The organism is Desulfopila sp. IMCC35008, from assembly GCF_010646885.2.
Classification (GTDB): domain Bacteria; phylum Desulfobacterota; class Desulfobulbia; order Desulfobulbales; family Desulfocapsaceae; genus Desulfopila.
In genome coordinates this window covers 3,425,831-3,447,361 of record NZ_CP050700.1, presented here as the reverse complement: position 1 = coordinate 3,447,361, position 21,531 = coordinate 3,425,831, and the positions used below count along the sequence as shown (strand labels likewise).

Genomic DNA, 21,531 nt, shown 5'->3' with positions numbered 1-21,531 from the left:
AGGTCATCCAGCACTTCATCATGCCGTGTCAGCTGTGTATTTCTATAGTTCTCAAATGTATTGCCTCATTTTCCAGGGTGAGCCATGCAAGACACGATTTCCAGCGCATTGCAATCTCACTGGTTAAGAAGTCTTGTTGCTCAGCGAAACGAATTCGCTGTAACTTAATCGTGAAGACCCTATTCGTGCAGTGCCGGTAGCTCCTGCTCTATTTTTCGCGACAATTACCTCCGCGATACCCTGAAGCGGATTGTCTTGTTCCTTGGAGTAGACCTCATCCCGATATAAAAAAAGTACAGCGTTGGCATCTTGCTCAATCGCCCCGGAGTCTCGTAAATCGGCCAGCATTGGATGCTTGTCCGTGCGCGACTCCAACCCTCTGTTGAGCTGCGAAAGTGCGAGAATAGGAATGTTGAGGCTCATGGCAAGCTGTTTCAATTCTCCGCTGATCTGTGCAATCTCTCTTTCCCGGTTTTGGCCGGTCCCTCGCATGAGCTGCAGGTAATCCACAATGAGCAGATCTATCCCGCCTCTCATCGCCAAACCTTTAGCCGCTGCTGTAACCTGGGTTGCGGTTAAGGCCGGTCGGTCCAATAAGTGCAATGGGAGTGTTTTGATATCCTTTACGGCTTTTCCGATTTTGAGACGTTCATCGCTTGAAAAGGTACCGTTCCTGATACGAGACAAAGGCGCCCTGGAAATACGGGAAATAAGTTTTTCCATCAATTCGCCTTTGGACATTTCTAAGCTAAAAAAGGCTACGGTCTTCCGTGCACGGGCTAAATTTTCAGCGATATTTAGCGCCAGGGTTGTTTTTCCCATAGAAGGGCGTGCAGCCAGAATGATCAGGTTTGTAGGCACCAATCCGCTTAAAAGATTGTCAATGTCTACATACCCTGTAGAGATGCCTGCCATTCCACCACCATTGGCCGCACGGTCATCGATCTGCTGCAGGGAAGTCTCTGCAAGTTCTGAAACTGCTGTGATTTTGGACGAGGTTGCATTCTGGGTGTCGAATGCAGTTGAGAACCCTTGTATGACATTATCGATATCAAGTCCCGCCTGCAGATCAGCTTTGGCGTCATCGATACTTTTCAGGAACGCCCTTGAACGGGAATATCTTTTTACGATTCCAGCGTGACTTCTCGACGGGATGACACTGCCATCTGACAACCCAGCAATTCTGGTTGTGTCTCCCTGGTCCAAGCTCCCGGTTCTACGGATATGATCGACCAGAGACACGATATCGACACTTACTCCCTGTTTAAAAAGATCCTTTGCGGCAGTAAAATACTTGCGATGATGAGGCATGTAGAAATCTACCTCACTGAGATTTTCCAAAATATCTGGAACACTTGAAGGCTTGGTTACCATGCTTGCGAGAACTGCCTTCTCTGCATCACCGTCGAAGAGTGGCTTTTTAATATCCATTACGCACCTCCTGTGGTACGGAAGCTTTTGCAGGTTAATGGGTCAAAATTCTCTTGTGAAAGGTTTCTGCAAGGGAAGGAGGGATCTTGGTTGTACTGGCACCGCTTACAATCACAACCATCAGGACAGGAATCACAGTCCTCCCATCTGCGACCAGACAACCATCCTTGTGCCATTTTAGGAGTACGACCTTGGTCTACGAGAGCTTGCCGTCCTTTCGCCTCGAAGGTAGCCCCGGCAATGATTATTTCCATCAAGGCGGGACTATAGATGTTCAAGAAGGCATCAGCAGCTTCAGCTTTACCTTTTCTATAATCGAAAGATTCCCAGAAACGGTTGAAATCATCGAGTACCTGTCCTGAGAGTTTTTTCTTTTTCTTCGAAAGATAAACTGCAGCTTCCACCTCTTCTGCATCATCAGATGCAGTAAGTTCTTTATGGTAAGGAAAGGAAAGGAAAGGGGCATTGCCGTCGGCATGCGGGTCGGATGCTTCGGGCATGCTAGGCGCATGCGGTGTGCATTCTTCTCGCTTTTGCCATCTGGCTTGTGCTGCGTGCCGTGCCTTCCTTCTGCGATCTTCCGCACCGATAACCCAAGGCTGATGATCGGCCCAATCATGAAGGCTGTATGTTCCCTCGGAATCCTTTTCCAGGAACTGAAAGTCGATAAGTGCTGTAACCAGGTCTTCTGGATTTCCATCCCATTCGCTTTCGAAAGCAATGTCATCATCATCCCAGCCAGTGAGGCGACCATCTGGCCTGCTGGATGCTGCGCCAATCCAAAGGTAGATCAACGCCAATGGTCCTTCAGTACCTAGGCGTTTACGCAGTTTCCTGAATTTCCGATGGGTGCGGATGGTAATATCTATTCGGATATCCTTAACCATGCGCCACCTCACGCTTCTCCAGGCCTGTTTTCTGAACCTCCTCGGCAATCCTCATTAAGTGGGCATGCAAGATCGAAACAGCCTGATCACCATTAAGCATACCGTTTGCTACCAGCACTGTGATATTTTGCACATGACTACCAGATTCCAGCCCAAGCAATTTCTCGATGGCTGAGCCGAATACCCTAATTTTTAAGTAGGCGGTCTGCAGTGCTTGATCCTGAGTTTTCCCAGCTTCGTGTATAGTGTGGTTGCAAATATCCATGATCACACCTCCATTCCAGGTAGCATCTGCTGCTGGTTAGGCCGAAGGATATACATGCCGACGCGGTGAAGATAGCCTTCCGGGGTAACGTCATCCACCCAGACTGTCTGAATCGGGTGGCCGAGTTTACGAAGTTCACAGACCCTCATTCCCGGATGCATGGTGTCGAGTTTATGACGTGCCTGAAGAGTCGTCAGCGATCCGGTCGTTTTAAGGTGGTGCAAGATCCGCTGACGCTGTGAGGCTGCCGAGTTGTTACTGCGGTCTTGAAGATTGTCAGGAAGGTTGGTATAATTGCGGTGTGATTTGTTTTGAACCCCTTGTAATGCTTGGTTGGCTGCCACAAGGGGTTTTTCTTTTTCTTTCATACCTGTGCCTCCCGTTGGTGATCTGCCTCAGTAGTGCTACCAAAGCAGGGGAGGGATGAAATGTAGTGTTGAACATCTGAGAGCCGATACCTGACGGCTCTTCCTAGTTTTACAAATTTTGGTCCTTTTCCTTTAAGTCTCCATTGTTCGAGTGTGCTGTCTGCCAGCCCCAACATCTCTTTGACTTCATCCTGTTGGAGAAGTCTGTCATTACTGCTTGCTTCCATGTTTGCCTCATTCGGCAAAGCCACTTTCGAGAGATGAAAAACGATTCACCCCTGTGTGACTGATTGAGACAATTATACCACTCTATACTACAGCACACAAGTAGAAAGAGGTGTAATAACGGGCAGATAGCGCCATGTTTTGTGAGGGGAAAACGTAATATCGGGGTAGAATACAGGTAAAAAGGCCGTAAAAAGGCCGTAAAATTCCTTAATAAAAAATATGAAAAAAAGTTGGAGATGAAATCAATGAATAGAGGCTAGGTAAATCTTCACCTACCGTGCCCTATATGTGCCCTTCGGGTGCATGAAAAACAAAAAGGGCTTACGTTTTTGCACGTAAGCCCTTGAATTTGCTGGAGCGGGAAACGGGGGTCGAACCCGCGGCCTACAGCTTGGGAAGCTGTCACTCTACCACTGAGTTATTCCCGCATTTTGTCCACTGAGTATATGGAGATGGGGTCGAGTTGTCAATCGGATTTTCAGTATAAAATGAGAAATGCAGAAATTGCTGCATAACAAAAATAGTATGATATCAGTTGAGTATGATTTGTATACAGTTATCCAAGGGTCTGGCCTGTGTTGGCATTGCAGTAATCGTCATGGATTAATCTGATATATTATGCTTTCGGATCGCAGGTCTCACTCCCGAATTTTTCTACAAAACGACATGAGGCAAATTTTGTTGCGATATTGTTGTAGGCGGCCACCCATGCTTTTCTTTCCGGCATCCTGGCAGGATTAATAGGCAATACTCCTGGTCTGGGTCTCATTCTCGCTTCAATACCAATTCTCCATGGTTTTGGACTCACTCGAGCTCGAAAACAATTTTGCTTCCGGCACATCTGGATATATGTGGGGTCGGATTTGATTGCTTTGAAAAAACGTTGTGTATCCTCACTGTCCGGATCAAAAGTCCGGTGCATGACAAGTACCCTGAAACCGGCCGGTGTTCGATAGAGGCGAAGATGCCAATCCGGGTTTTCTTCTGAGAACTGCACTATTCTATCTTTTGCCCTTTTCTCTGCCCCGCCTGTTTTATGTAACATGATGTTAAACACAATATCGGCTAGAAAGCCTGAAAGTATAAACGAAATATAGATAAGAACTATGAAAGCAGCCAATGATTGCAGATAGAACCCAATGACAGAAGTAATAGTCAGGAGGATGAGCAAAAGGGTAACAGAGAAGCAGATGCTGGGTCTCTGCTCAAAATCAACATCCGCAAATAACACATTGGGGCTGTTGAGACAGAGTGCTCCATATGAATTCCTGGTGATAACCAAATCATTGTGGCGGAAAATATTTCTTCACGTATTGGAACCCCGTCTGCCCCGTTATAGAGAATTTTGGGTTCTCGTTTGTAAACCTTTTCACCGGATTCTATTCGTTGAAGTGCCTCATTGGCCCTGACATCTGCCATTTTTTGCGCGCCTGTTTCGCTTTTGTCCGACCAGCGGAACCGTTTAACTGTTACCTGGCGACCATCTATCCTTTTCCTTATACTGCTCTGTGCTCAATATTAGGGAACTATCATAGCAGGTGTATGTACCCTTATGGTGTGGTTGCATTTTCTGGTAATGCCTTTATGTAAACATCCTGTGTCTGGAAGGGGATCTCTATTCCTTCCTCCATAAATCGTTTGTATACCTGTTCATTCAAACTATCCATGGTTCGACCGCGTAACGCCGGATTGGGCGCCCAGCAAAGTAGCTCGAAATCGAGGCTGGATGGGGCGAGAACCCGAAAGCGTATGCGGGGAGCGGGGGATTGACAAACCAGTGGCTCGCTGGTGGCTATATCCATCAGTACCTTGCGCATTTTGTCGATATCTGTACCGTAAGCAACACTTACTTTAAGGCGTATGCGCAGCCTTTCGTGGGGGCCTCCCGACTGGTTGATAATACGGGCATTACCAATAAGAGAATTGGGAACTGTAACCTCGACATCGTCTCGGGTCAGAATGCGGGTGCTTCTGAGACCAATATGAGTGACTTGACCACGATCTGTGTTGTCGAGGACGATGTAGTCGCCAACCTTGTACGGGGCGTCCGCCAGTATGAAGACTCCGGAAAACAGGTTTGAGAGGGTGTCCTTTGCCGCAAAACCAACAGCAATACCGACAATTCCTGCCGAGGCCAGCCAGGCGGTCATGTTGATGTTCCAGATGAGGAATATTGCGTGGATACCGGCAAAGAATATGACAATCTTGGCCCCATTGTCAAACAGGGTGAGGGTCCGTTGCTGGAGGAATGTATATCTGTCGGTGAGAGCTGAAAAACGCTCAAGAAGAAGGTGCGCCAGCCTGTTGAAGAAGAGTACCCAGACTATGACTCCGGCAGTTTGTACGGATCGCTTGGCCATGATTTCCAGGTTGTCGGTGAGCGGCAGCAGGTAGATACCATAAAAAAAGCCGCTTGCAACCAGGATATAGTAGACTGGAGGGCGCAGCAGGCTTGCAACCTGGTCATCCAGCTCCATTCTTGTCTTCACTGTCAATCGACGCACAATCCTGAATAATATCCAGGTGCCAAGGGACGCGAGAGTGAAAGTGACAAGAATTACCGAAATTCCTTGAAGCCAGGGATTACCTTGAAAAAGATCAACGACCGGCTGCAGCGTTTCCATAACAGGAATTGCTGCTTCATTGGAGTTGTCGACTGCACCATGGGCGATATCACCCCACAGGAAACGCTGGAGGCAGAAGAAGGCGGGGCCTGCGGTTGGCAAGAACTGTTTGTTTTTCATGCGATCAGTATAAAACATAAAGTTATTTGAATAACAGCATCATATCGGGATAGGCTAACTTTACCATCGATGACGGCAAGGGCAAATGAAATATCATCTGAGTTACCGGGGCAGGAAAGTCACGTCCTCGTTGACACCTCCATCCATATTTACTATATGTGTGGGCCGCAAGTACGTTTTTGCAGGGGTGGCAGAGATGCCTGAGATGATACCCATCGAACCTGATCCGGTTAGGGCCGGCGTAGGGAATTGCAGAAATTGATGTGAATCCTGCCACAATTTCACCTTTTGAGCCGTTTCGGCTTTATCATCCTCATCTTTTGCTTCCTGTATGTATTTACTTCTATCACAGGGAGTCATTATGACAGATTTTGCTTTAAAAGCAGCCGAGAACCTGGAGAAAATCCGGGCCAACAAGCCACTTATCCATAATATCACTAATTTTGTGGTGATGAACTTTACTGCGAATGCCCTGCTGGCAGCGGGGGCGTCACCGGTTATGGCCCATGCAGAGAACGAGGTTGAGGAGATGGCAGGTTTTGCTGGTGCTCTTGTCCTCAATATCGGGACTCTTACCGATACCTGGGTAGATTCAATGGTCAAGGCAGGTAGTCGGGCAACCGCACTAGATACCCCAATTATTCTCGATCCGGTCGGTTCAGGGGCAACGGTCCTTCGAACCACAGCCGCTCTCAGGATATTGCGGGAGACAAATGTCCGGGTAGTCCGGGGCAACGGCTCTGAGATATTGTCGCTTCGTAATGAAGAGTCGAAAACAAAAGGTGTTGATTCCCTTCATAGCGTAGACGAGGCTGCAGAGACGGCAACAACTTTAGCTGGTGAGCTTGGCAGTGTATTGGCCATTACCGGTGAGGTGGATCTGGTGACGGACGGCTCTGAAACGGTACGGGTTGAGAACGGACATTCGATGATGCCTCTCGTGACCGGCACCGGTTGTGCCGCTACAGCCCTGGTTGGTGCTTTTAACAGTGTTGACACTAATCCGGTCAGTGCGACGGCCACAGCTCTTGCTTATTATGGCCTCGCCGGTGAATGGGCCGCTGAAAACAGCTCCGGTCCCGGCAGTTTTATGATTGCCTTGCTTGATGCCCTCTATCAACTGAGCAGTGAGGATGTAAGGAAGGGATGCCGGATAGTTACGGGGTGAGTGATGGTTATTGATTACTCCCTTTACCTGGTGACGGATCGCAATCTCTGTGGCTCGCGATCCCTGCTGTCTATAGTGGAAGAGGCCGTTGCCGGGGGGGTGAGTTGTGTACAGCTTCGCGAGAAGGACCTTGATTCACGGCAGTTTGTGGAGCAGGCAAAGGCTTTGCAATCTCTTTTGCAACAACTCGATATCCCGCTAATAATTAATGACAGGGTTGACGTGGCGCTGGCTTCAGGTGCCGCTGGTGTCCATCTTGGTCAGAGTGATATGCATATCAGGGATGCCCGTCCGCTTCTTGGTGATACTCTTATTATCGGGGTGTCAGCCGAGACGGTTGACGATGCGGTGGCTGCAGAGCGTGAAGGGGCCGACTATATCGGGATCAGTCCTGTTTTCTCCACCACCACCAAAAAGGATATCGCAGAACCCTTAGGGCTGGAAGGCGTTTCCCGGATTCGTGAATTGGTACAAATCCCTCTTGTGGGTATCGGTGGTATTTCTGAACACAATGCGGCTGAGGTGATTGACCATGGTGCAGACGGGGTGGCCGTGGTTTCGGCCATTGTGTCGGCCGATTCTCCGGCTCGTGCCTCCGCCTCGATCCTGCAACAGGTCAAGCAGGGCAGGAGGGAATAAATTTGGATGTTCCCGCGATATATTTCAAGGAGGTATGTCTCGATTTTGAGGGTGTATCGCTCCTTGATAATTTCTGTTGCACTATACCCACCGGAAAGTGTAGCTGTCTGCTCGGCCCAAGCGGCTGCGGCAAGTCAACAATACTGGGGCTTATTTCCGGGCGGGATTTACCCTATACCGGAGAAATAGTTTTTCCGTCGGCAGTGCAAGCCGTCAATCAAATAAGCTGGATGAGTCAGGACGATTTACTGCTGCCCTGGCTAAACGTCCTTGATAATGTTGTATTGGGGGCCAAACTTCGTAACGAAGCAGACACAATATGGGTCAATAAGGCCGAGAGGTTGCTCGGACAGGCTGGTTTGGCTGATGTTGTCTCAAATTATCCCAATCAGTTGTCGGGCGGAATGCGGCAACGGGTTGCTTTGCTGCGGACCCTGGTTGAAGATCGACCTGTCCTGCTGATGGACGAGCCGTTCTCCGCGCTCGATGCCCTGACCCGAATTAAATTGCAGGATCTTGCTGTTCGCATGACACGCGGTAAGACCGTGCTGCTTGTCACCCACGATCCGATGGAAGCGCTCAGGATCAGTGACCGGATTATCGTTCTTGGTGGTTCACCGGTACGGGTTGAAGCCGTTGTCGATATGGAGAGCCCAGCCCCGAGGGATCTCCAGCAACCTGAGGTAAGCACGAAATATGCGAGACTATTAAAACTGTTGCTGGGAGAGGGCGAGGTATGAAAATTGTTCGTCCGCTTATCCTTCTTTTGGGCTTGACCGGCTTGTGGCAACTGGTGGTGACAGTCACGGGCGTGCCGGCATATATCCTTCCCGGGCCAGTACCAGTACTCAAGGCTATGGCGAACCAGTACCAGCCACTGTCGCGCCACCTGCTGATAACTGCGGTGGAAATAGGTGGTGGTTTATTGATCGGAACCCTGCTGGGGGTCTGCTGCGCCCTCACCATGATCCTGCTGCCAATAGTTAAAAGATGGCTTCTGCCAGTCCTGGTGGTCAGCCAGGCGATTCCTGTTTTTGCGCTGGCACCAATTCTGGTGCTTTGGCTTGGATACGGAATGGCCTCCAAGATCGGCATGGCGGTCCTCATTATCTTTTTTCCGGTTACCTCATCCTTCTATTATGGGATGCAGAGAGCAAATCCGGAACTGCTGGAATTGGCAAGGATTATGGGTGGAAGGCCGTTGGCAATCCTGCGGTGGATTGTTATTCCGTCGGCACTGCCTGCCTTTGGCTCGGGATTGAGGGTGGCCGCGGCTGTTGCCCCGATCGGGGCCATAGTCGGGGAGTGGGTTGGATCGAGTTCCGGCCTTGGTTATTACATGCTGCATGCAAATGCACGTATGCAGGTTGATAAAATGTTCGCAGCCCTGGCTTTGCTGGCCTTGTTGTCATTGGCCATTTACAGCATTATTGACAGGGGAGTTACTCTACTCCTCTTCTGGGAAGAAAAATAAAATAAGATAAAAAAGGAATACCACATGAGAAAATGTTGTCGTCTGTTTCAGATTGCCGTTCTGGCAGCCAGCTTCTTTGCCTGCGGGACTGCTTTGGCCGGTGAAAAACTCACTGTACTTCTCGATTGGTTTATCAATCCAGATCATGCGCCCCTGTTTGTCGCACTTGAAAAAGGATTTTTTAAGGAACGCGGTCTTGATGTTGAGTTTATTGCCCCGGCAAATCCCAATGATCCACCGAAGTTGGTGGCAGCAGGTAAGGCTGATATCGCGGTCTCGTACCAGCACCAGCACCAGATGCAGATCGATCAGGGATTACCGCTTGTCAGAATAGCCACTATGGTTGCAACTCCTCTTAATTCACTTGTTGTTCTCGCCGATGGACCGATAAAAACTGTTGGTGACCTGAAGGGGAAAACAGTCGGTTATTCCGTCGGGGGATTCGAGACGGTTCTGCTGAAGGTGATGCTTGAAAAGGAAGGTGTGAAACTTGAAGACGTTAAACTGGTGAACGTGAACTTCTCACTTTCACCGTCGCTTTTCACAGGTCAGGTTGATGGTGTTATAGGTGCTTTTCGAAATTTTGAGTTAAACCAGATGGATATTGAAAAGCGGCCCGGCAAGGCTTTCTATGTTGAGGAACATGGCATTCCGCCGTATGATGAATTGATCCTGGTAGCCAATAGAGAAAAGCTTTCGGATCCCAAATTGCGCAAATTTGTCGATGGCCTGGAGGCTGGGGTACAGTTTCTGGTGAATCATCCTGATGAGAGCTGGAGGCTTTTTGTCAGTGGTGACCGGCAGGATCTTGATGATGATCTGAATAAAAGAGCCTGGCGGGATACATTGCCCCGTTTTGCTTTAAGGCCCGGTGCACTCGACACGGTTCGGTACAGTCGTTTTGCCTCCTTTTTGCAGGATCAGGGAATCATCAAGGATATTCCGGCTCTTGAACAGTGGGCCGTGGAGTTGCAGTAACTTTACAATCATATTCATCAACCAGAAGTACAACAAAAAAGGGGGGCAGGATTGAACTGCCCCCCTTTCAGGGTCAAAGTAGGTTCTCAGAAGTTTCTGCTGTTTGTTGTTGCTAGCTGATTTCGATTTGTTTTTTCTGTTGTTTTTCCGGTTTTTCAATCTCCAGCTTAAGTACCCCGTTGTCGTATTTCGCCGTCACCTTGTCGGCGTCGATTTCAAACGGCATGCTGAAGGTCCTCTCGAACTTTCCGTATCTTTTTTCTTTACGGTAGAGGTGTTCGTCCTTTACCTCGTTTTCATCTTTTCGTTCATAACCCAGGGTAACCAACTTTCCTTTAACATCGAGTTTAATGTCTTCCTTGGTGATTCCCGGCATGTCGGCATCGACAACGATAATATTGTCCTTTTCATAAATATCGACCTGTAAACCGTTTGCTGTATCTTTTTCGGTCATCATATTGTGGCCGAAAAACGGTGCACTGAAATCGTTGAAAAAGCCGTCAAAAAGTTTGTCGATATTGTTCTCTTTGCACTGCATTTTGTTTCTGCGGGGATTGTAGTGAACCATATGCATAATTTATCTCCTGTTGTTGAAGTCTGGAAAGCCTGAAAAACCCTTTAGATACAAGCTATTCCATCGTTTACTGTTGATTGCTGACTAAATTAATATTCAAAGTAATCCGGTTTATCTCTGTACTCGAGAAGGTAATAATGATATTATTCATGTCAATAAGAAAAATATTACTAAAACTAAAATATACATAAAAGTAATAAGCTAAAATAGTTACAGCATAAAAGGTGCAAAAATGAAAGAGTCTAACCTTTTGATTAGATTGCAATTTTCCGATGGAGCATCCTTGGGGTTGCGTGGACATCAGTCTGTGAGGACAACCTTCAAGCTTTCGGAGCGGTGCATCAATGCCCTTTCGATTCTTGCTGGGCAGATGGGGATCAAACAGAAATCTCTGTTTGATCATCTTGTTGATGATGCCCAGGCACTTGAAACGATTGCCAGGGAGTATGGAGGGTCTAACCCCTTGAAATCAAATCGTGTTCCTAAGACATATGTCATTTCGAGGAGGAGCCTGGATCATCTTGAGGAGATATCGGCCCGTTACAATACTCCACGCGATGTCCTTGTTGAGTACTCCATAGAACGGATTTTACCGCTCCTGGAGCAGGAAAAAGAAAAACACACGAGGAGAAAGGATATTTTCGCTGCTCTCACAGATCAACTTAAGGACAGCCTGCTGTTATTGGAGAAGGCGGAGCGTGAGCTAGGGGAAGAGGATCCTTTAGTTCTGGAGATGCGGTCGATAGTCCGGACCAGCGGTGCTGGTTTTAAAAGAATTTTGAGTTTTATTGAGAAGGGCAAGCGAATTGAGGATTTCTAAGACCTAACCGAAATTGTTGAAACTCCAGCTACATATCGTATACTGACACCTCAGCACTCCCATTATAACTTTCACCTGGGAGCGTGTCGGAGAAAACCTTTTTTGACCCATCTCTTCGTTATTTGCATAAAATTTATGCTCGCAATATCAATTCACCGACACGCTCCTGGCTCTTTATGGAGGTCCGGCATGAAACGATCTGTCTTGCTGTTGGTGGTAGTTGCACTTTCTCTTGTTGGCTGTGTCAGTAAGAACGAACCGACAAAGTTCATTCCTGTCACCGTTGTAACGGACCCGGTTGATTACACCAGGGACATTAAACCGATACTCAATAAACGGTGTGTCGTCTGTCACAGTTGTTATAACTCACCCTGCCAGTTGAAGTTGAGTTCATTTCAGGGGCTTGATCGGGGAGCGACTAAAAAGAAGGTTTATAACGCAACCCGGTTGAGGACCATGGACCCGACAAGGCTGTTTGTAGATGCTGATACGACAGAAGGCTGGCGTAAGAAAGGGTTTACGAGTGTCACTCAGTCGAGTGATATAGCAGGGGGAAGCGATTCCTTCCTTTTACGGTTCATCTTTCACAAGACGGATGAACACCCTCAGAGTGCCCAACATCTTGAAAATCCAGAGTATAAGGATTTTTTCAATGCACCGGTCAATACCTTTTCTCCTGAGGAGGAGGACCTCACGTGTTCTGCAACCTCTATCGAAGTCGATGAGTATCTAAAAAAACACCCAAACCGTGGTATGCCTTACGGGTTTCCTCCGCTTAGTGAGCTTGAGTTTAAAAAAATCCGTGATTGGCTGGTGCTTGGGGCCCATGGGCCATCACCCGAGGAATCCGATATAAACAGCTATATCATTCCAGATGATCGGGCAGTCGTGCAGCAATGGGAGTCGCTTCTCAACGGTGAAATATATCCCCAAAACCCGGAGAGGGATGTAAAGCGGATGATGACGGCACGTTATCTGTTTGAACATCTCTTCCTGGCCCATATCAGTTTTGACCGAACGGGAGATCGATTTTATGAACTCGTCCGTTCCGAGACACCACCAGGCGTGCCCATCAAGATAATTGGAACAATAAGGCCTTATGATGACCCGGGAACTGAGCAGGTGTATTACCGTTTTCGGAGGATCACGTCGACCATAGTACACAAAACCCACATGGTCTTTGAATTTGACGCCTCGTTTAAAAAGCGAGTTGAAGAGTTGTTTCTCGATCCTCCCTGGCTAAACGAGCCAGTTCTGCTGGCAGAATATCACGATCCTGACGACCTGAATCCCTTCGAGGTCTTTAAGCAAATACCGCCGAAGTCACGTTATAATTTTATGCTCGACAATATCCACTATATTATAATGACCTTTATTCGGGGCCCTGTTTGCAAGGGGCAGATCGCGTTGAATGTGGTTCGTGATCATTTCTGGCTGCTTTTTATAGATCCGGAACATGATCTGACCGTGACAAACCCTGATTTTTTGCCGGCAAATTTTGAACATCTTGAAATTCCTTCTGACCAAAATTACTGGTACCGGCTGCTATGGCGATGGTATTTTATGAAGCATCATTCCTATGTCGGAAAATATGTTGAGGCGCGCCGACTGCTCTATGAGGACTTTTATGGATCAAAAGGCCCGGATCTGAATGCAATCTGGAAAGGGAGGACGGCTGCTGACGGTATACCGGCAAGTGCGAGTCCTGTACTGACTGTGTTCAGACATTTTAACAGCGCTTCTGTGCACCAGGGAACGCTTGGCGGACTGCCGAGAACAATGTGGGTAATGGATTATCCTGTTGTAGAGAGGATTTATTACGCCCTGGTGGCCGGGTTTAACGTTTTTGGCAACAGGGGGCATCAGGTGGCGACCCGTCTCTATATGGATGGACTCCGGCAGGAGAGTGAAACCTATTTTCTTGATTTTATGCCACAAAATGTGAGGGATGAAATGATGAAGGATTGGTATGGTGATATCAACCCTGAATCGATCGATTATAAACCGCTGCGGATAGCAAGTGGCCACAACTATTCTACAGGTGATCCCAAAAGGGAACTCGTGGAGGCGTTTGTGGCCTCAATCCCGGACGGTTTCAAGGTTGGTTTCGACTATAATTATCTTCCGGATGGTCAGGAATATCCAGATCTTCCTGATTCTTTTGAAAATGTTGATGACTATATACAAGGTTTTCTGGCAGTGTCAGAACCAGGCTCCAGGTTTTTTAAGCAGGTAAAGGAACATGGTGCCAATGTCGCCTTTATCCGAATAGTTGTACCCGGTGGTGAAGACGTGGTTGTATCCATGGTGGTTAATCGGTGGCATAAGGATGTCCGCACCATGATCAACGAGGAGGAAAAGCTAGATTCCACCAAGGATCAGGCAGATTTCATAAATGGGTATATTAGCTCATACCCCAATTATTTTTTTGTCGTTAAGTACACTGAGCTCCCTGATTTTCTTGCATTGTTGAAAGATTTTGACAGAGAAAATCCCTGTCATGTGATGCGCTTTCTCAAGTACGGTATAAACAGGGAACGAACAGATTTTTGGGAACATTACGACTGGTTCCAGGAAGATTTTCTAAATATGTTTCCTCATACCGGTGGTATATTCGACCTGAATCGCTATTACCAGATGGCGGTAGGGAGTCAGGGGAGGCAGTTTTATGAAGAGAAGTGTCAAGAGACGGGACCGTGAGAATTTCCTGCAATGAGTCTTAAAATAAAAGGTTGATTCATAATCTACCTCTTCAGAAGAAACTGATTCTTCTGGTAGGTGTAACGACCGGGATGGAGCTGCTGGTTTTTACACTGATCTCTGTTTATCTGCAGATGCGGGTTCTGCGTACCTCCCACGCATTGAAGTGATTCCAGTTGGGAGATCGCCTTTGAAATAAGTGATACTGGTAACGGTCTGGGGTTGATTGAGCGTAAGTCGCTCCTGCTTGAGAGGGTTGAGTAGAGCATCAGGGGGCCGGATGGACCACAGCTTTGTCAAGCGGCTCATGCCTATATAGGGGCCGTGACGCATTTTGCGGCGGAAGAAAGCTGTAAGCTCGTTTATGACCTCGAGAAAATGGGACAAGCCGGTGACACGGCAGGTGCAATGGTGATTATGAAGGAATTGCGCAAATCGACTGAACGGCTGGCAGTGGAGTTGCGGGAGCATATCAGATAGTTCTCATCCCAAAACACCAGATGGTAATAATGTTGCCAGGCTAAAAAAATGTCCTGTATCGATTTGTTTTCGATACAGGGCTTTTTTTAGAATAGGTTGGCGTTTATTCAGGAAGAGAGATTAAACCCTGAATCCTGTCAAGCTCTGCAAGGGACTGCACATAAACAATGGCTGTGCGGTTTTCCTGGCTTAGCGCCTGGGAATACGCCTCCTGCGCGGCGAGCACATCCAGAGTGGTTGAGCGTCCCGCCTCAAATTTTGCCTCCTCTGCCTCCAGCCTTTTCTTGGTTGCCAGGCTCGTCTTGCGGGTAGCCTCCATCGCTTTTATGGCAAGTTCCACATCGCGGACGGTGGTTCGGACTGACTTGGTTATTTGTAACTTGAGAAGCTGTAAGTTGGTGCGGGCCTTGCTGTGGTTGGCCTTTGCCTGGCGCAGGCGCCCACGGGCCATTGAATTGTCAAGCGAATGGGTGAAGTTGAGTCCAACCTGCCAACCAAGGTCCGGGTCGTCAATACTGGCGCTGATTGCTTCGCTATAACCATCATCGGTTCCACCGTATGCAAGACCGCCTGAAAGGTTCAGCTCGGGGCGCAGGTTGTCTTCTGCGATCATTTCGTCGAGCCGGGCGGCCTGGATGGCAAGTTCGGTGGCCTTTAAGTCCGGGCGGTTCTCCAGGGCATTGTTTAAGACAGAGAATGGTTCAAGAGTGACAGGCGTTGTCAGCGGGGAATCGGTTGGTTCATATTGGATCAGCCAATCACCGGAATTCATCAGCAGCTTGAGATTGTCTTCAGCGGTACCGATTGCTCTTTCGGCCCCGATCAGGTCTTCTTCCCGGCGGGCGACCTCCGACTGGGGTTGGTACACCTCAACCTGAGCCAGCTTTCCTGCAGATATTTTCGCCTCTGTCTCCCCGAGGAGTTTTTGAGCGAGCTCAAGGGAAAGCTTTTTAACACTGATATCCTGCCAGGCAAATACCAGATTCCAATACCCCGTCTTAACCTCTGCGGCAAGGTCGGCTGCTGTGCTGTCAACCTGGTAGGAAGATGCATCGTAATTTTTTTCGGCGGCCTGCACTGCTGCTGTCTGGATGTCAGAGCCCCAACCTCGCAGGAGAGGTTGGGCGAGACCCATATTCAGGCCGGAAGTGTATACCGGGTTTAGTATCATTGCTGTCGAATCGCTGTCGTAACTGTTATTTTGCCAGCCAAACTGGAACTCAGTACCTGTAGTGAAACGTTTTGCCAGGTTTAAATTGAAGTTTCCCGTGTCTTCCTGCTCCGCTCCCCCAATCATAAGTTGGGTGGCTTCCTGGCTTTCATACCCTGCCTGGGCCGTGATGTTCTTGTCGAATCTGCTTTGGGCAATATCTACATTACCACCAGCAATTTCAGTGTCTTCAAGGGTGAGTTTGAGGTTCAGGTTGTTCTGGAGGGCTCTTTCCACAGCCTGTTTGAGTGTCAGAGGCTGGGTAGCTTCGGCTCCGTTTACGGGTGCAGCAGCGAAGGGCAGTAACAGTGCGGCGCCCAAACAGAGCTGTGAGAGTATTCGATAATTCATTTTTTTTCCTCTTCAATCACCGGTTCACCGGCGAGCCGGTAGTACATATTCCAGTAAATCTTGTTGATTGAGCCATCCTGGCCAAAGAGTGAGCTAAGGCGCTCCAGTAAATAATAGAGAGTAGGGACCACAACCAGCGTCAGGAAGGTGGCAACCACCAGCCCAAAGATAACAACAACCGCCATTGAACGCCACCATTGACTTGATTCGCTGACCCAGGACATGGTCCAGCTGTGAAAATCAAAAGAGACGCCTGTAACCATGGGGATGAGGCCAAGAATGGTGGTGACAGCCGTCAGCAACACTGGACGGAGCCTGGTCGCCCCGGCAGAGATTACCGCATCCCTCAATGCATATCCTCTCTGCCGGAGTTTATTCGTATAGTCGATGAGCACGATGGCGTTATTAACCACAACTCCTGCCAGTGAGATGACACCAACACCGGTCATGATAATGCCGAATGGTGACTGAAAAAGCATAAGGCCCAGGAAGGCACCACCAAGCGAGAGAATGACTGAGGTCATGATTATAAAAGGTTGGATAACCGAATTGAACATCGATACCAGAATCAGGAAGATGAGCAAAAGAGCAACCAGGAACGCCTTGGTAAGAAAATCCTGGGATTCCTGTTGAAACTCGAATTCACCTGTGAATTTAACATCATAGCCGGGTGGTAAATGAAGTTTCTCGAGTAGCTTTTCGGCATCTTCCCGGGCCACCGGACCGGTCGTCTTGGTCTCATCCACATTGGCTTTAACCGTTACTACCCGTTCGCTGTTTATTCGGGTGATATCCCCCATGGTACCGGCAAACGAAATCCTGGCAATGGTAGAGAGTGGGACCATCTGACCTGAAGGGGTCGGCAGCAGCAATTGGTGCAGGATGTCAACCATTTCACGGTCGGACTCCTGCAACTGCACAGTGATATCGAAATCTTCGTCACCCTCACGGAAGGACGAAACCTCAAGACCGTTGTAAGCACTTTTAAGGGCAAAGCCTATGCCATCGGTAGTGAGCCCGAACAAGGCGGCTTTCTGGCGGTCGATGAGGACCTGGACCGAGGGGATTCCTTCAACGAAATCATCGCGAATGTCCTTGACGTTAGGTATTTTTGCAAGATACCCTTTTATCTGCCGGGCAATTTCTCCCAGTATGGCAAAGTTATCTCCTGAAATCTCGATATTGATAGCGGCACCGGTGGGTGGGCCCTCTGCTTCCATGGCTATGGTGATCTCCCCGCCGGGGATGTCCCTGATCCTGTCCCTGATGTCGTCTACTGTCTCGTGGGAAGAGCGATGTCGATCCTGGAGCTCCAGAAAACGTACACCGATATGGTTCGGCGTGTTTGCGGAGAATGCAGAGCTGCCTCCTGGGTTGACGATCCCGCGCATGTATACATTCTTGATATTTTTGAGATCGGAAGGACCATTATAGACCTCTCCATCAGGTTTGGTGTACTGTTTAGGGGCCAGTGCCGTAAGAGGTGTCAATGGTATGTCGTTGTCGTCTCGTGCCTGGGAATCTGCACCGGCAATGGCAAACTCCACCCTTCTGATGATCTGGTCAATATAATCAAGGTCGGCACCTTCCGGTACGTCCACATTGACATACATCCCCTTAGGGTCTATCTCCGGGAAGAATTCCACGGGTTTTTCGAGACCGATGACAAGTAACCAGCCTTGTATCATCAGCACCAGTATGCAGAAAGCCGACATGATAACCGTGTATGGTTTGTCGAGAGAATTATTGAGCAGGTGTGCATAACGGGTCAGTAAAAAACCTTTTATTTCCGCTGGCTTTTCCGCAAGCGCATTATTGCCTAATGTACTCTTTCCTGTGTTTCTGGTATCCCCGCTCTTAACTTTCATAAAAATGGAGGCCATGGCCGGGTTTATGACCATAGCCACAAAGAGGCTCGATGATAAAGTGATGATAAGGGTGAGAGGGAGATAACTCATAAACTCGCCCATAATACCAGGCCAGAAAAGCATGGGCGAGAAAGCCGCCAGCGTCGTGAGGGTGGAACCGATGACAGGGTAGGCAACCTCTGAGGTTGCCCGCATAGCGGCCTCCACCCTGCCCACACCCTGTTCCATGAACCGGTAGATGTTTTCTACGATGACAATGGCGTTGTCGACCAGCATGCCAAGTGCAAGGGTCAGGCTGAACAAGACCACCATGTTGAGGGTGATGCCCAGGAGATACATGACGGTAAACGACAACAGCATGGAAAAAGGGATAGCAAGGCTGACAAGCAACGCATTGCGTATACCCATGGCAAAGAAAATGACGATCAGTACCAGCACCAGGCCGGTAAGGATGTTGTTCTCGAGGTCTGCTACCATCAGCTCAATATCCCTCGATTTATCCATGACTTTTGTTATCCTGGTGCCGGATGGCCAGTTGATCCTGTCCTTTTCGATAATCTCGTCGACGGCTTTGCTGATACTGATGATATTTTCACCGGATCTTTTTTTCACCGATAAATTAACAGCTGACCGGCCATCGAGACGGGAGCGGCTTGTCTCCTCCTTGAAGCCATCGATTACCCGTGCCACATCCTTGAGGTACACCGGGTGACCTTCGTGGGTGCCGAGAACAAGACCATAGATTTCTTCGGGGGAGTTGAATTCACCGGGTACACGCAACTGGAAACGACCGCCGCCAAGGCGGATGTTGCCACCCGAGGTGTTCTGGTTTTCACTCTCTACCGCCTGCTGCAGGGAGCCGATGTTGAGGCCGTAATAGGCCAGCTTATCGGTCAAAACCTCGACGCGAATCTCTCTTTCCAGCCCTCCGGTGACATCGACTTCGAGTACACCGCTGACACCTTCGATATCATCCTTTAAATCGTCGGCAATATCCTTTAGACAGGGGAGCCCGCAGGTCCCGCTTAGTGAGAATACCACAATGGGCATCTGGGAAAAGTTGACTTCGAAGACAGAAGGATCTTCTTCCAGATCACTCGGCAATTCGCCCAGAGCCTCGTCGACCTTGTCTTTTACGTCCTGAAGTGCCTGGTCGATGTCTGTGCCGGTAATAAACTCGACATTAATTGAGGAAAGCCCTTCCGATGAAGCGGATTGTAGTTTTTTTAATCCTTCAAGACCTTTTAACTTCTTCTCAATCTCGATGGTAATGGTTGTTTCTATATCTGTTGGCGAAACGCCCCGGTAGCTGGTCGAAACGAAGACGTTCGGAATGGTGATATCCGGGTCCGATTCACGCGGCAGGACCATGTAGCAATAGACACCGAAGATAATCAGCAGCAGCGCCAGTACCACTACCGTGGTGCTTTTCTTTACGGCTGTATCAGAGATTATCATAACATCAGTTCCTCAGGGGCTTTGGCAGCTTTTACGACACGGACCTGCTGGCCCGATTCAATATCGCGATGGCCCTCAACGATCAGTCTCTCGCCTTCCTTCAGGCCTTCCGGTATCTCGACCATCCACTGTTCCATGATGCCGAGACTGATGTCTCGTTTTTCTGCGATTCCGTCTTTTTCAATAAAGACGAATTGTTCGTTATTACGTGAAATTACACTGTAGAAGGGGATGGCTATGGCATCTTTCACGGTCCGCTTGACGATATCGGCACGGATGAACATGCCCGGCATAATCTTGCCGGAAAGGTTGTCGATCTCCAGTTCTAAGTCGTACAATCGGGCGATGGAACCGGGCGCAGGGGAGAGAAAGTGTTTTTTTGCGGTAAGCATCATGTCATCCAGGGCCTGGATGGTTATATCGACCGCATCAAGTGTGCGAATCGCACTCACATCAGATTCGGGTATACCGATAACACCCTTAAGCCTGTCTATTTCAAGGATTCTGGCGATCGGGTCACCGACAGAAAGCTGCAGGCCCACCTTGGCATCGAGCCGTTCTATTACACCGTCCATGGGAGCAGTGATTTTACAGCGTGAGTATTGCAGTTCCGCTTTCTCCAGATCCGCCTTTGCCGTCTGCATCCCTGTTTTTCGGCTCTCCAGGTCGGCAGTTGGGATCATTCCCTTGGTGTAGATTGATTTATCCCTGTCAAAATCTGCCTTTGCCAAGTTATATGCGGCCTTGGCCCGGTCGATGGCTATGCGGTAATCGGCTTCTTCAATGCGGGCGATGACATCACCTTTCTGGACCCTGTCACCCTCCTGAATGAAGACCTCTTCTATGGTACCACTTATTTTGGCCAGTAAGGTAAGGTCTGTCCATGGCTCGATACTGCCCGGCAGATTGAGGCGGTCGGTGATGACTCCCGGGACAAGCTCCAGGGTGACAACGTTAACAGGCGGTTTTTCCGTTGAAATGGCTGATGCCTTGTTGGCGGCAATCAGTTCGCTCTCTTTCTGTATTATGGCAACCAGCGCAAGGATCAATAGTATCATTAACAACAGGACAAACCTGGGCAGGTTATTCCAGAAAAAGAAGAGCAGGCGGTGCTCCTTCTGTTGGTCGGGACTGGGTTTATAGTTCATGTGGGTGTCTCGTCTCAGTTGGTGTTTTGCTTAATGGTTGTAATCCATGGATAATCTGGGTAAAAAGCGTTCGTAGTGCTTCTTCTGCTTCCTCTGTCTTGAGCAGGTCTGTATACCAGGAGTGCAGTACGAGCAGGTAAAGGGCAAAAAAATGACCACAGATGTGCAGCAACTCAAGGTCTTCCCGCAGCTCTCCACGATCCTGTGCATTTTTGATAACGGGGAATATCATCTCAAAATACCTGTTTTCGCTTTCGTTATGAGAAGTGAGGAGCTGTTTTCTCGGGAAAACACTCTCCTGCATGTAGATCCTTCCGAACTCCGGATTTCGTGTCACATAGGTGAATTCTGCCAGGAATATTGTCACCATTTGATCAAGTATATTCTTTGAGGTATCGCTCTCCGATGTTAACCGTTCGTGGATAAATTCCAGCTCATCGTCGCAGAACGCCTGGAGGATATCCTGCTTGGTTTTAAAGTAGCTGTATACCGTCCCTTTACCGACACCTGCCGTTCTGGCAAGTTGGGCAATTGAGGTTTTTTCAAACCCGTATTTTCCGAAGAGCTCGACTGCTGCTGACAGAATTGCCTTTTTGGTTTTCCTCTTTTTCTCTTCTCGTGTACCGCTCATATTTTCCAAAATAACATTTAAAGATTAAAACTCGACCAGGGTCAACTTTTAAACCAGGCAAAGTTTGACGTCAATAAAAAAATGACCGCGGTCGAAAATATTCATCAGG

Annotated in this window: 20 protein-coding genes, 1 tRNA gene and 1 riboswitch; of the genes, 8 read left to right on the top strand and 13 right to left on the bottom strand. The window is 48.6% G+C overall.

The features are described from left to right. Positions 1-123 precede the first annotated feature (123 nt). From GA520_RS15045 to GA520_RS15010, 8 genes are all read right to left on the bottom strand, one after another. Positions 124-1,431, bottom strand: coding sequence for a replicative DNA helicase (locus GA520_RS15045; RefSeq protein WP_163340223.1), 1,308 nt, complete (start codon positions 1,429-1,431; stop codon positions 124-126). Beyond that, positions 1,431-2,318: a hypothetical protein gene (locus GA520_RS15040; protein WP_163340222.1), complete on the bottom strand. Its 888-nt coding sequence runs from the start codon at positions 2,316-2,318 to the stop codon at positions 1,431-1,433. The genes GA520_RS15045 and GA520_RS15040 overlap by 1 nt, the downstream gene beginning before the upstream one ends. After that, positions 2,311-2,583, bottom strand: coding sequence for a hypothetical protein (locus tag GA520_RS15035; RefSeq protein ID WP_163340221.1), 273 nt, complete (start codon positions 2,581-2,583; stop codon positions 2,311-2,313). The genes GA520_RS15040 and GA520_RS15035 overlap by 8 nt, the downstream gene beginning before the upstream one ends. 2 nt (positions 2,584-2,585) lie before the next feature. Continuing rightward, complete coding sequence (locus GA520_RS15030) at positions 2,586-2,951, bottom strand: helix-turn-helix domain-containing protein (RefSeq protein WP_163340220.1); 366 nt, start codon at positions 2,949-2,951, stop codon at positions 2,586-2,588. After that, positions 2,948-3,178 carry an AlpA family transcriptional regulator gene (locus GA520_RS15025; RefSeq protein ID WP_163340219.1) on the bottom strand — a complete coding sequence of 77 codons (231 nt, stop codon included), beginning with the start codon at positions 3,176-3,178 and terminating at the stop codon, positions 2,948-2,950. Before GA520_RS15025 ends, GA520_RS15030 begins: the two co-directional genes overlap by 4 nt. A gap of 354 nt (positions 3,179-3,532) precedes the next feature. After that, positions 3,533-3,607, bottom strand: a tRNA-Gly gene (locus GA520_RS15020). A gap of 188 nt (positions 3,608-3,795) precedes the next feature. Continuing rightward, positions 3,796-4,410: a hypothetical protein gene (locus GA520_RS15015; protein ID WP_163340218.1), complete on the bottom strand. Its 615-nt coding sequence runs from the start codon at positions 4,408-4,410 to the stop codon at positions 3,796-3,798. 319 nt (positions 4,411-4,729) lie between these two features. Beyond that, positions 4,730-5,923, bottom strand: a complete 1,194-nt coding sequence (locus GA520_RS15010; protein WP_205749394.1) for a mechanosensitive ion channel family protein — start codon at positions 5,921-5,923, stop codon at positions 4,730-4,732. Positions 5,924-6,096: 173 nt separating this feature from the next. Continuing rightward, a riboswitch (TPP riboswitch) is annotated at positions 6,097-6,188 on the top strand. 96 nt (positions 6,189-6,284) lie between these two features. Between GA520_RS15010 and thiM the strand changes: the two genes are divergently transcribed. The 5 genes from thiM to GA520_RS14985 are packed head-to-tail and all read left to right on the top strand — an operon-like array spanning position 6,285 to position 10,182. Further along, positions 6,285-7,091, top strand: a complete 807-nt coding sequence (thiM, locus tag GA520_RS15005) for a hydroxyethylthiazole kinase (protein ID WP_163340217.1) — start codon at positions 6,285-6,287, stop codon at positions 7,089-7,091. 3 nt (positions 7,092-7,094) lie between these two features. Continuing rightward, positions 7,095-7,730: a thiamine phosphate synthase gene (thiE, locus tag GA520_RS15000; RefSeq protein WP_163340216.1), complete on the top strand. Its 636-nt coding sequence runs from the start codon at positions 7,095-7,097 to the stop codon at positions 7,728-7,730. Positions 7,731-7,732: 2 nt separating this feature from the next. Continuing rightward, positions 7,733-8,470: an ABC transporter ATP-binding protein gene (locus GA520_RS14995; RefSeq protein ID WP_205749393.1), complete on the top strand. Its 738-nt coding sequence runs from the start codon at positions 7,733-7,735 to the stop codon at positions 8,468-8,470. Continuing rightward, positions 8,467-9,204 (top strand): ABC transporter permease, encoded by a 738-nt coding sequence (locus GA520_RS14990; RefSeq protein WP_163340215.1) that lies wholly within the window; start codon positions 8,467-8,469, stop codon positions 9,202-9,204. Before GA520_RS14995 ends, GA520_RS14990 begins: the two co-directional genes overlap by 4 nt. A 24-nt stretch (positions 9,205-9,228) precedes the next feature. After that, a complete protein-coding gene (locus tag GA520_RS14985) occupies positions 9,229-10,182 on the top strand; it encodes an ABC transporter substrate-binding protein (RefSeq protein ID WP_163340214.1) in 954 nt (317 codons plus the stop codon). Between the two features lie 112 nt (positions 10,183-10,294). Here the strand turns inward: GA520_RS14985 and GA520_RS14980 are convergent, their stop codons facing one another. After that, on the bottom strand, positions 10,295-10,756 hold the full coding sequence (locus GA520_RS14980; RefSeq protein WP_163340213.1) for an Hsp20/alpha crystallin family protein: 462 nt from the start codon (positions 10,754-10,756) through the stop codon (positions 10,295-10,297). Positions 10,757-10,988: 232 nt separating this feature from the next. Between GA520_RS14980 and GA520_RS14975 the strand changes: the two genes are divergently transcribed. From GA520_RS14975 to GA520_RS14965, 3 genes are all read left to right on the top strand, one after another. Further along, on the top strand, positions 10,989-11,576 hold the full coding sequence (locus GA520_RS14975) for a hypothetical protein (protein ID WP_163340212.1): 588 nt from the start codon (positions 10,989-10,991) through the stop codon (positions 11,574-11,576). Positions 11,577-11,765: 189 nt separating this feature from the next. Continuing rightward, complete coding sequence (locus tag GA520_RS14970) at positions 11,766-14,276, top strand: fatty acid cis/trans isomerase (RefSeq protein ID WP_163340211.1); 2,511 nt, start codon at positions 11,766-11,768, stop codon at positions 14,274-14,276. 324 nt (positions 14,277-14,600) lie between these two features. Continuing rightward, positions 14,601-14,756, top strand: coding sequence for a hypothetical protein (locus GA520_RS14965; protein WP_163340210.1), 156 nt, complete (start codon positions 14,601-14,603; stop codon positions 14,754-14,756). 103 nt (positions 14,757-14,859) lie between these two features. Here the strand turns inward: GA520_RS14965 and GA520_RS14960 are convergent, their stop codons facing one another. The 4 genes from GA520_RS14960 to GA520_RS14945 are packed head-to-tail and all read right to left on the bottom strand — an operon-like array spanning position 14,860 to position 21,422. Next, on the bottom strand, positions 14,860-16,317 hold the full coding sequence (locus GA520_RS14960; protein ID WP_163340209.1) for a TolC family protein: 1,458 nt from the start codon (positions 16,315-16,317) through the stop codon (positions 14,860-14,862). After that, positions 16,314-19,643, bottom strand: a complete 3,330-nt coding sequence (locus GA520_RS14955) for an efflux RND transporter permease subunit (protein WP_163340208.1) — start codon at positions 19,641-19,643, stop codon at positions 16,314-16,316. The genes GA520_RS14960 and GA520_RS14955 overlap by 4 nt, the downstream gene beginning before the upstream one ends. Continuing rightward, complete coding sequence (locus tag GA520_RS14950) at positions 19,640-20,791, bottom strand: efflux RND transporter periplasmic adaptor subunit (protein ID WP_163340207.1); 1,152 nt, start codon at positions 20,789-20,791, stop codon at positions 19,640-19,642. Before GA520_RS14950 ends, GA520_RS14955 begins: the two co-directional genes overlap by 4 nt. Then, a complete protein-coding gene (locus GA520_RS14945; RefSeq protein ID WP_163340206.1) occupies positions 20,781-21,422 on the bottom strand; it encodes a TetR/AcrR family transcriptional regulator in 642 nt (213 codons plus the stop codon). Before GA520_RS14945 ends, GA520_RS14950 begins: the two co-directional genes overlap by 11 nt. Positions 21,423-21,531: the final 109 nt, after the last annotated feature.